This window comes from Eubacterium sp. MSJ-13, from assembly GCF_018918235.1.
In the GTDB taxonomy this organism is placed as follows: Bacteria; Bacillota; Clostridia; order Lachnospirales; family Lachnospiraceae; genus Butyribacter.
Genome location: NZ_JAHLQE010000166.1, coordinates 1 through 11040, shown reverse-complemented (window position 1 = coordinate 11040; position 11040 = coordinate 1). Strand labels below are relative to the sequence as shown.

The window sequence follows — 11040 nt, the reverse complement described above, 5'->3', positions numbered from 1 at the left end:
CCCCCACTTATTGCTCTACGCAATAGAAGTGGGGGACTTCCTTGATAGTGTTAAATTTTTGATGTATCAATTATTCGTTGTACTAGCAGGTTTAACACTATCTGTCAGGCTATATGTCAATTACTAAATTTTGTAGAATTTCAGCCCAATGTATCGAAAATGCCATCATATTATAAAGTATGCGTATAAATAAAGAGCAAGTAATATTATATACAAAAAAATGTTTATATAAAAGAGCGAAACAATAAATTTTTATCAAAAAGAGAAAAACAATCAAATAAATAATATATATTAAATAAATACATTAAGTAGAGAACCAAACCTCATAACGCACTCAAAAAAAGTATAAACAGTATTATCCAATAAAGTAAAAATATGCCACAGACAGCTTGGAATGGGAATCATTATTCTGACAGAAGGGCGTTAGAACTGCGTCGGTATTTAGTGAGCGTTTTTAGCTCACTTATGTATCCGCTACGCAGTTCTCCGAGTGCAAACGTCCCTGACGCAGAATAATGATTCCCATTCCAAGCGTCCGTAACTCATATAAATTCCCAAAAAACTCTTGACGAAACATGCATTTTTGTGATATATTTGATAGGCGATGTAACAGGTCTTTTTTTTATGCCTAAAATTCTTTAGCGATATTAAGAAAAAAGCTCATGGCTTAAAAGTCGTGGAAACAGAACTAATCGTAACACAAATATTATATGGAGGTGAAAACCGTGAGAGTAAAAATTACATTAGCATGTACAGAATGTAAGCAGCGTAACTATGATACTACTAAAGAAAAGAGAAATCATCCTGACAGAATGGAAACAAAGAAGTATTGCAGATTCTGTAGAAAGCACACAATGCACAAAGAGACAAAATAGTCTTATTAAATATGCAAGCTATGCTTGTTACAGTAGGAGGCATTTATGGGAGATTCCGAAAACAAAGAAGCAGTATTGAACGAAGTTAAAGCTGATAAGTCGGAAGCTGAAAAGGACGCGTCTGTTAAGAACGCTGATAAGTCAGCAAAAGATAAATCTGCAAAGAAAAAAAGTGGTTTTTTCCGTTCATTGAAGGCTGAGTTTAAGAAAATCGTATGGCCTGATAAGGAGACGATCACAAAAGAAACTACTGCGGTAGTTGTTGTAACAGTTATTTTAGGCGCAATCATTGCTCTGCTTGATTTTGTTATCAAGACAGGCCTTGATAAGTTGATTCAGATTGGTTAAGGTGATTAGATTATGGCAGATACAGAAGCGCGTTGGTATGTGGCTCATACTTATTCAGGGTATGAGAATAAAGTAAAGGTAGACATAGAGAATACTATCGTAAATCGCAATCTTCAAGATCAGATTTTAGAGGTATATGTACCTATGCAAGAGGTTGAAAGGGAAGGCAAGGACAAGAAAAAACTTGTCCAGCAGAAAATGTTTCCTGCATATGTTTTGATAAAGATGTTTATGAATGATGATACATGGTATGTTGTCAGAAATACTCGCGGTGTTACAGGATTCGTAGGACCAGGATCAAAGCCGGTTCCACTTACTGATGAGGAAGTGGCAAGCATGGGACTTATGAGCTCAGTAGCTGAAGCTCCATTTAGCATAGGCGATTCTGTAATCGTTACATCAGGTGTCTGGGAAGATACAGTAGGTATCGTCCGTCAGATAGATCTCAAGAACAAAACAGTTACGATAAATATTGACATGTTTGGTCGTGAGACACCAACTGAATTAAGCTTTAGCGATGTAAAAGTGTGCGACTAATCAAATCGCAGCAGTTATAGATTATTACCAGGTATTTATTATTTAGGAGGTAAATTAAAAATGGCTAAGAAAGTCGAAGGATATATAAAATTACAGATTCCTGCAGCAAAGGCAACACCAGCACCACCTGTTGGTCCTGCTCTTGGTCAGCACGGAGTTAATATCGTACAGTTCACAAAGGAGTTCAACGCTAAGACGGCTGGACAGGAAGGTATGATCATTCCTGTTGTTATCACTGTATATCAGGATAAGAGCTTCAGCTTTATTACAAAGACTCCACCAGCAGCAGTTCTTATAAAGAAAGCATGTAATATTCAGTCAGGTTCAGGTGTTCCTAACAGAACTAAAGTTGCAACAATAACAAAGGCTCAGGTTCAGGAAATTGCTGAGACAAAGATGCCTGACTTAAATGCTGCAAGCCTTGAAGCTGCTATGAGTATGATAGCTGGTACAGCACGCAGCATGGGTGTCACAGTAGAAGAATAGAATTATACACCAGAGATGGTGTATGATATGTATAATATTAAAAAGAATATCGCATAGAAAGATTTGTTATAGATTGAACGTTGTGGGAGGCGACATACATAAAATTCCGGTATGTCTTAGAACCCGCCGTTACTACCACCAGGAGGTTTTATTATTATGAAAAGAGGAAAGAAATATGTAGAGGCTGCTAAGTTGTACGATAAGACTCAGCAGTATGATGTTGCAGAAGCAGTAGGTATTGTAAAGAAAACTTCTACAGCAAAGTTTGATGAGACAGTTGAAGCTCATATCAGACTTGGTGTAGACGGACGTCATGCAGATCAGCAGATTCGTGGTGCTGTTGTATTACCTCACGGAACAGGTAAGAAAGTCAGAGTACTTGTATTCGCTAAAGGTGATAAGGTAGACGAAGCATTAGCAGCAGGTGCTGATTATGCAGGTGGCGAGGAACTCGTACCAAAGATTCAGAACGATGGATGGTTTGAGTTTGATGTAGTTGTAGCTACTCCTGACATGATGGGTGTTGTTGGTCGTCTTGGTCGTGTACTTGGACCAAAGGGATTAATGCCAAACCCTAAGGCTGGAACAGTTACAATGGATGTAACAAAAGCCGTAAACGATATCAAAGCAGGTAAGATCGAGTACAGACTTGACAAAGCTAATATCGTTCATGTTCCTGTAGGAAAAGTATCTTTCACAGATGAGCAGCTTACAGACAATGTAAACACATTGATCGCAGCTATCACAAAGGCTAAGCCATCTTCAGCAAAAGGACAGTACTACAGAAGCTTTACACTTGCTTCTACAATGGGACCTGGAGTTAAACTTAATGTAGCTAAACTTGTTTAATACTATTAAACAAATAGCAGAGCGGATTGCGAATATCCGCTTGGCTATAAATGGATGCATATATCGGTTTAGATGACAGAAAAGCATATTTGATATAAAAAAGTACCATCGGGACAGACGGGTAATTGGTCGTCCTGATGGTACTTTTTTATTTAAAAGATCATAAAGTAGTTTAAATAATCTACAAAGTTACATCAATACGGTTTGCAGCACGATAAATTTTATTTGCGTAGAAATTTATCTTTTTAGTAAAATCACTGTCCTCCGAAAACAATTTGCCGATTTTTGCAGGTTTTGTTTCCATAAGTGTGTCCTCATCAAGTTTGAGTTTACCTGAAGCTGATACGGTAATCCCCATATCAGAAAGGGCATCTTCCTGCTCCTTCGTAAGACTTTTAACAAACTTTTCAGGATGTGATATGTCATATTCATTAGACGAGCCAGCACTATCCATAAGATTGTTATAAGCGTTTACAAAAGATTTAACAGTATAAAAAATATCTGTACCATTATCACTTGAAAATTCCATCTTACGCAGAGCCTTAGATATCTTAGTCATCGCACTGGAATCCACCTTTGCAAGTTTATCTGTCTTGTATGAAGCACGCTGTTCGCTTTTTGAAGCGTTTCTATCAATTGAATAGAAATCGCGGAAATACATATCATATGATTTTGTGATAGAATAATCTATAGCCATTAAAATTCCTCCTTATATATAACATTCTTAAAAATAGGTGCAAAGATATAAAATCATATCACCATATTACCAATAAAAAATAATATAACACTAACCAAAATCAAGATTAACACAGAACCACAAACATTCATAAATATAGTTAATTATAGTTCTAACTAATATATCGGATAATCTCATACCAAAATTTAACACTATCAAGGAAGTCCACCACTTCTATTTCGTAGAACAATAAATGGTGGTTGGGGACTTGTTTGTATCAGGAGTGGTACAAGCCCCTTCTGATATGCTGCGATAGCAGCTAGTACAACGAAAATTAAATCTTTGATACATTGAGCAAGTAGCAGAGTAGATTGCGATATCTACTTGATTGCAAAATATCGCTACCCAGCATGGATTGAGGTGGTATATCCAGCGAGTGGCGTTAGAACATCGTCAGTACTTATTGAGCGTATTGTGCTCAATTATGTACTGCTACGAATGTTCTCCGAGGCGGGAGCCGTCCACGAGTCGGATATACCACCTCAATCCATGCGTCCGTCATTCACTAACCAAAACCGCCTTAACCAAAGCACTTGTCTAAATCCCCCTAAAGTGGTATCGTTTATATAAAATGGTTTACTCTGTTTTTACACGAGATAAAACCTATTTTAAGTGCGGTGGGAGTGCAATAATATAATCAGAAAGAGGGAATACTTAAAATGTAATCCTGAAAAAGAACGGAGAATTTGAAATGATATTCAGAGATATTGAACTTGGTGACAGAGAATGGCTTGATAAGAAATTTAAGGAAGATAATAAAAAAGCATGTGAATTTTGTTTTGCCAACAATTATTTGTGGAGAAAATATTTTCCAACTCAGATAGCACAGGAGGGAGATTGTGTTCTTTTGAGATATTATTCAGAAAATGATCCAATGTATGTTTTTCCTATAGGTAACGGAGATAAGAAGAAAGCTTTAGAGCAGTTGTTTTTATATGGGCAGGCTATGGGAGAGCAGATACATCTTTATGGTTTACTTGATTATGAAGTTGAGCAGTTAAGAGAATGGTATCCTAAGCATTTCAGGTATGAAGCTGATAGAGATATGTTTGATTATATTTATGAGACAGAAAATCTGACAAATCTTTCTGGTAAGAAATTTCATGGAAAGAGAAATCACATAGCAAGGTTTATGGATGATGATGATTGGGAATATGAGACACTTAACAGTGACAATGTGCAGGAGTGCATTGACATGAACAACAACTGGATACAGAAAAAGTATGATGATGATGCATGGAGTCAGGAGGTGCAGGATGAGTATGATGTTGTAAAATGTGCACTGATAGATTATAAGAGACTTGGACTTGTGGGAGGAGTTTTAAGAAAATATGGAGAAGTAGTAGCATTTGAACTTGGAGAACCGCTTTGTGACGATACATTTGTAGTACATTTTGAAAAAGCGTATGCAGATGTGCAGGGGGCATATCCGATGATAAATAAACAATTTGTCCTGCATGAGTGCCAGGGATACAAATATGTAAACAGAGAAGAAGATGACGGAGAAGAAGGTCTCAGAAAGGCAAAGCTTTCATATCATCCCGACATACTGCTGGAAAAATACAATGCATATAAAATCGGATAATGATGCCGCTATGGGTATATTGCTGAAAAAATGTATATTTTTGATAATAGAATGTATTGCAAAAAAGAAGGAAAAATGTGATATTTTACAAAAACTTGTCATATTTTACAAATGAGTAAAATGGGGGTAGTAATTTTAAAAAAAGTATGTATAATAATAATTGTCAGTCAGGTAAGTATGTCTGACGCAGATAAATAAGCTAATAACATAGTTGCAACAGAGCAACGAAGAGATATACCCCTCAACCCCACCCCATTGGACAACGCCCAATGGGGACTCTTTATATTAGAAACATAAATTAAAAATATTAAGGTTAAAAATAAAAACCTGTACCATTCAAATTATACAAAATCAATGGTACAGGTTTTTATTTTTATATTATATATTTTAACTTTGAAATTTATTTAAAGCACTATTTAAGTCTTTTTAAAACCTCAAGTGTAAACTTCCATGTTCTTTGTACACTTTCTATGGAAAGTCTTTCTTTTGCCGTATGAATATCATAGATTGCAGGTCCGAATGATACGCAGTCAAGTCCCGGAAGTTTTTCGGAGAAAAGACCACATTCTACTCCGGCGTGAAGTGCATTAACTACAGGTTTGTAGCCGTACTGTTCTTCAAATACTTCTGACATTACATCTCTGAGGTGTGATTCCTTTTTAAATTCCCATGCAGGATATTCACCAACATTTGTGATATATCCGCCAAGAGCATCCATAAGGCATGATATCATGTCCATAAGCATGAATTTTTCGCTGCTTACACTGCTTCGTATAGAAAAGCTCGCCTGCATCTCAGTTTCTGTTGTTTTTAAGATTCCCATGTTGAGTGAAGTCTGTACAAGTCCGTCTATATCATGGCTCATACGGTGTACACCGCCCGGAAGATTTACAAGTGATGTGATAAAGTTCTTAGTTGACTTTTCTGTCATGGCATCAGCAGAAGCGTTTTCGGTAAATGATACTTCTGTTAAAAGTGAAGGGTCTGTGTATGAGTATTCATGTTTATAGGTGTCGTTCATTTCTGCGATATCAGAAGCAAGCTCGTCCTTTACATTTGAGTCATTTAACATGAGAACGGCAGTTGTCTTGTTTGGAATGGCATTATCTTTAAGACCGCCATTGACACTTACAAGTCTGAAATCATATTTTTTAGAAAGAGCATATAATGTTCTTCCCATAAGTCTGTTTGAGTTTGCTCTGTCCTTGTTTATCTCTGTACCTGAGTGGCCGCCTGTAAGTCCTGAGATTGTGAGCTCTGCCATAAGACCGTCTGCTTTTTCAAATGTGATAGGAAGGTGTGCAGTAGTTGAAACACCGCCGGCACAGCTTACAAGAAGTGATCCCTCATCCTCAGAGTCAAGATTTAACATTATTCTTGATTTAAGAGGAGAACAGTCAAGACTTGCAGCACCAAGCATACCGATTTCTTCGTCTACTGTAAATACAGCCTCGATAGGTGGATGAGGAATATCTGTAGAATCAAGGATAGCAAGTGCAAAAGCAATAGCGATACCGTCATCACCGCCGAGAGTAGTGCGGTCTGCATGGATATCGTCACCATCAACAATAAGTGTAAGGCCGTCTTTTTCAAAGTCGATATCACAGTCATGCTCTTTTTCACAAACCATGTCAAGATGTCCCTGAATGATAACGGAAGGAGAGTTTTCATAACCTGTTGTTCCGTCTTTCCAGATAATGATATTGTTGGAATCATCCTGTGAATACTTTAAATTGTGTTCTTTTGCGAAAGAAACACAAAAATCACTTATCTGTTTAGTGTTTCTTGAACCGTGTGGTATGGAGCATATCTGTTCAAAATAATTAAATACTGATTTTGGTTCTAAATTAGATAAAATATTGTTACTCAAAATGTTACCTCCAAAAAATAAAGATTGATACACTACAAATATACCACAAAAAAAATGTAAAACAAGTAGATTTATGCGATATTATTTGATAGACCTTTTGGAAAAAATAGTATATAATAACTCAAAAACCAAAACGGAGGTTTGGAATTTGAAAATATTGGTTGTTTTTACAGGTGGAACGATTGGAAGTACTATCTCAGGGGGATATGCAGTTCCCGACACTGATAAAAGATGTAAGCTTATCAGTATGTATCGGGAAAATGCAGAGAACTATGGAGATTGCGGTACAGAAGAAAAAACAGAGTTTGAAATGGAGACACCTTATCAGGAGCTTAGTGAGAATAATACCTGTGTGCAGATATCTGAACTTGCTTCTTATTTAAATGAGAAGATAAAGCTGTGCGGAGAAGATAACGGCTTGTATGACGGGATTATTATCACACATGGCACAGACACCCTTCAATATACTGCGGCGGCACTTGGTTATATGTTCAGTGATGCCAGTATACCTATTGTACTTGTGTCATCGAATTATGTCCTTGATGATGTGAGAGCTAATGGCCTTATAAACTTTGCGTATGCGGTAAAGTTTATCCGGGGAAAGTATGGAGCGGGGGTATTTGTTTCTTATTATAATACAGGTGGCCATGCTGTTATTCACAGAGGTACAAGGCTTATGGAACACATTGCATACTCTGATGATGTGTACAGTGTCAAAGATTCGGAATACGGACATTTCAATGACGGCTTGTTTGTGAAAAGGATAGAAGAAACTAGGGCATCAGACGAGTTTTTTAAGAGTACACAAAAATGTTCCGAAATAAGAAGGAACTTTTTTAAGAAGAACGATGTTGGAAATGCATTTGCAGATATATGTGTTATAAAGCCGTTTCCGGGGATGAGATACGGATATGTGCCTGACGGGATAAAAGCGGTGCTTCATATGACATATCATTCAGGAACGATATGCAGTAAAAGCCCGGATATAACAGAGTTTGCAAAAGATGCCGAAAAAAGAAGTATACCGATATATATTATTGGAGCAGGTGACAGTGTGGATTATGACAGCGTGAGAGTGTACAGAGAGATTGGCTTTGAAACGCTTCCTGTTGCAGCATTACCGGCTATGCTCATAAAATTATGGCTTAGCTGTATAATGTTTAGTGACAGGCATGAGATTTCACGATTTATGCTCGATGATATAGCGGGTGATATAAATTTAAATATATAATAAAAAGTGAGGATTAAGATGAATAGTAAAAAGATGATTGCAATATTGGGCGTATTTTTAGCGGGTGTTGTTTTTTCAGGCATAGCTTATAAAAATACAAAACTGCCGCAGAAGGTTACGGCTTATTATGAAAATTCTGGAAGCAGACAGATTTTTGCAGCAACAGGAGGGGCCATAACTGAACCTACTGTAAAACCTGCAACAGGAGGAGTTATAATAGCACCTACGATTCTGCCTGACCATATAGTAGCGCCTACGATACAGCCGTCACAGGTACCAGACGATGTGAAAGAAGGGTTTGTTACAACAGACAAAGGGCTGTACTATTATAAAGATGGAACTGCCTTAAAGGAAAAGTGGCTTACAGTAAATGAAAAAACATATTATTTCAGAAAAAACGGTACAGCAGCAACAGGTATTTATAAGATAAACGGAGTGTTATATCTGTTTAACAAAAATGCATCTCTTGCAAAAAATAGATGGCTTACGCTAGATGGCAAAAAGTATTATGCTGGAGAAAACGGACAGGCTGCTATAGGATATAAAACGATAAATGAAAAGGGATATTATTTTGAGAGCAGTGGTGCGATGCATACAGGTTTTATTGATATAAATGGCAAAAAATATTATTTTGGCAAAAATGGTGTTAAGATAAGCGGAAAAAAGAAGATTGGCAGATATATGTGCTATTTCAGAAAAACTGGTGCATTGTACAGAAAGATAGACACAAAAAAGAAGCTGGTAGCACTTACATATGATGATGGTCCTTCAAACCATACGAATACTATCTTAAAGGTATTAGATAAATATGATTCAGCAGCCACATTCTTTGAGGTAGGAAACAGGATTGCATCTTATAAGTCAGTTGTCAAAAAAATTAACAGTATGGGATGTGAGATAGGTAATCATACATATGAGCATAAGATTCTTTCAGGCTGCAGCAAGGCACAGATAAAGAAACAGATAGACCAGACAAACAGTGCATTAAAAAAGGTTATAGGAAAAAAGACGATAATAACAAGACCACCCGGAGGAAGTCATAATAAAACAATTGACAGTATAATAAATACGCCTGTTATATTGTGGTCGGTAGATACATTGGACTGGAAGAACAGAAATACGGCATCGGTTACAAACGCTGTATTGAAAAATGTTAAAGATGGTGATATTGTTCTTATGCATGATCTGTATGAAACTACGGCTGAGGCATCTAAAAAGATAATACCGGCTCTTGTAAAAAGAGGATATCAGCTTGTTACGGTGAGTGAACTTTCTGATTGCAGAAAAGCTATGAAAAACGGAGGAACTTACAGTTCATTTCCGTCAAAATAATAATGAAAGGCGTGATATACAATGGGTAAGGAAGTTAAGACAAATGCAGTCCGAATTCTTGACAGAAATAAGGTTGATTATGAATTAAAAAAGTATGAGTGTGATGACTTTAAGGACGGAGTGTCGATAGCAGATATGCTTGGTCAGAGCTATGATATGAGTTTCAAGACACTTGTAACAGTTGGAAAAAGCGGGAAATATTATGTATTTGCAATTCCCGTTGACAAAGAGATGGACATGAAGAAAGCTGCAAAAGAAGTTGGCGAAAAAAATATTGAAATGCTTCATGTGAAAGACATAAATGCCGTTACCGGTTATATCAGGGGAGGTTGTACGCCTATCGGGATGAAGAAAAATTATCCTACTGTAGTAAATGAGAGTGCAAAGGAACATGATAAGATAATCGTAAGCGGTGGAAGGCTTGGACTTCAGATAATACTTAAACCAGATGATCTTATAAAAGTGACAAATGGAAAATATGCAGATGTTATAATGCATTGATAATGGAGGTGTAATATGAGTGAGAGAGAACATGTAAGAGGAATGAAGAAACAGACGGAAAATAAATATTTAAATATGTATGAGTTAAATGCTGTGGATAAAAACGGCAGGGAACACCCATACTATTTTGCAACGAGAAGAAAAGACGGCGACCTTATGTGCCAGACAGGTGAGCTTAAGGCAGATGGAACTGTTATATATGCGGTTCTTAAAGATGACCCTGAAAAGATAGTTATGGTAAGACAGTACCGTTATCCTATAAATAAATATATTTATGAACTTCCGGCAGGTCTTATTGATGAGGGAGAGACTTCTGAACAGACGGCAGTAAGAGAGATGAGAGAGGAGACAGGACTTATATTTGAACCGTTTACGGATTATGATGACAGTCTTAAGAGACCGTTTACGCAGAATCAGGGAATGTCAGATGAATGTGATACTGCTGTTTTTGGATATGCGAGTGGAACTCCTTCAAATGCGGGAAATGAAGCATCGGAGGATATTGAGGTTGTTATAGCAGACAAAGCTATGGTAAAGAAGATTCTTAAAGAAGAAATTGTTACTATAAGAGGAGCATATCTTCTTATAAATTTTCTTCACAGCGATAAAAATGATCCATTTGCGTTTTTGAGGATTTAACACTATCAAGGAAGTCCCCCACTTCTATTGCGTAGAGCAATAAGTGGGGGT

At 36.9% G+C, this 11040-nt stretch carries 12 protein-coding genes; 10 read left to right on the top strand and 2 right to left on the bottom strand.

Translation table 11 applies throughout. The features are described 5' to 3' along the window. Positions 1 to 710 precede the first annotated feature (710 nt). The 5 genes from rpmG (at position 711) to rplA (ending at position 3095) form a co-directional block, all read left to right on the top strand. Positions 711 to 875 carry a 50S ribosomal protein L33 gene (rpmG, locus tag KQI69_RS10340; RefSeq protein ID WP_253289097.1) on the top strand — a complete coding sequence of 55 codons (165 nt, stop codon included), beginning with the start codon at positions 711 to 713 and terminating at the stop codon, positions 873 to 875. 45 nt (positions 876 to 920) lie between these two features. After that, a complete protein-coding gene (gene secE, locus KQI69_RS10545; RefSeq protein WP_216565301.1) occupies positions 921 to 1223 on the top strand; it encodes a preprotein translocase subunit SecE in 303 nt (100 codons plus the stop codon). 12 nt (positions 1224 to 1235) lie between these two features. After that, positions 1236 to 1760: a transcription termination/antitermination protein NusG gene (gene nusG, locus KQI69_RS10330; protein WP_216565300.1), complete on the top strand. Its 525-nt coding sequence runs from the start codon at positions 1236 to 1238 to the stop codon at positions 1758 to 1760. Positions 1761 to 1820: 60 nt separating this feature from the next. Next, positions 1821 to 2246 carry a 50S ribosomal protein L11 gene (gene rplK, locus KQI69_RS10325; RefSeq protein ID WP_216565299.1) on the top strand — a complete coding sequence of 142 codons (426 nt, stop codon included), beginning with the start codon at positions 1821 to 1823 and terminating at the stop codon, positions 2244 to 2246. A 156-nt stretch (positions 2247 to 2402) separates the two neighbouring features. Next, positions 2403 to 3095, top strand: a complete 693-nt coding sequence (rplA, locus tag KQI69_RS10320) for a 50S ribosomal protein L1 (protein WP_253289096.1) — start codon at positions 2403 to 2405, stop codon at positions 3093 to 3095. A gap of 181 nt (positions 3096 to 3276) precedes the next feature. Here the strand turns inward: rplA and fliD are convergent, their stop codons facing one another. After that, on the bottom strand, positions 3277 to 3792 hold the full coding sequence (fliD, locus tag KQI69_RS10315; RefSeq protein ID WP_216565298.1) for a flagellar filament capping protein FliD: 516 nt from the start codon (positions 3790 to 3792) through the stop codon (positions 3277 to 3279). 730 nt (positions 3793 to 4522) lie between these two features. Here fliD and KQI69_RS10310 point away from each other — a divergent pair. After that, complete coding sequence (locus KQI69_RS10310) at positions 4523 to 5416, top strand: DUF2156 domain-containing protein (RefSeq protein ID WP_216565297.1); 894 nt, start codon at positions 4523 to 4525, stop codon at positions 5414 to 5416. Between the two features lie 412 nt (positions 5417 to 5828). On the opposite strand, the gene KQI69_RS10305 is transcribed toward KQI69_RS10310, so the two are convergent. Further along, the gene (locus KQI69_RS10305) at positions 5829 to 7286 is read right to left on the bottom strand and encodes an aminoacyl-histidine dipeptidase (RefSeq protein WP_216565296.1); all 1458 of its coding nucleotides are present in this window, start codon (positions 7284 to 7286) and stop codon (positions 5829 to 5831) included. Positions 7287 to 7434: 148 nt separating this feature from the next. On the opposite strand from KQI69_RS10305, the gene KQI69_RS10300 reads away from it, so the two are divergent. From KQI69_RS10300 to KQI69_RS10285, 4 genes are read left to right on the top strand one after another with little or no spacing between them, the layout of a single operon-like run. Further along, positions 7435 to 8517 (top strand): asparaginase domain-containing protein, encoded by a 1083-nt coding sequence (locus KQI69_RS10300; RefSeq protein WP_216565295.1) that lies wholly within the window; start codon positions 7435 to 7437, stop codon positions 8515 to 8517. 18 nt (positions 8518 to 8535) lie between these two features. Continuing rightward, on the top strand, positions 8536 to 9849 hold the full coding sequence (locus KQI69_RS10295) for a polysaccharide deacetylase family protein (protein WP_216565294.1): 1314 nt from the start codon (positions 8536 to 8538) through the stop codon (positions 9847 to 9849). Positions 9850 to 9870: 21 nt separating this feature from the next. After that, positions 9871 to 10350, top strand: a complete 480-nt coding sequence (ybaK, locus tag KQI69_RS10290) for a Cys-tRNA(Pro) deacylase (protein ID WP_216565293.1) — start codon at positions 9871 to 9873, stop codon at positions 10348 to 10350. Between the two features lie 15 nt (positions 10351 to 10365). Then, entirely contained in the window at positions 10366 to 10989 is a 624-nt protein-coding gene (locus KQI69_RS10285; RefSeq protein WP_216565292.1) for an NUDIX hydrolase, read from the top strand. Positions 10990 to 11040 lie beyond the last annotated feature (51 nt).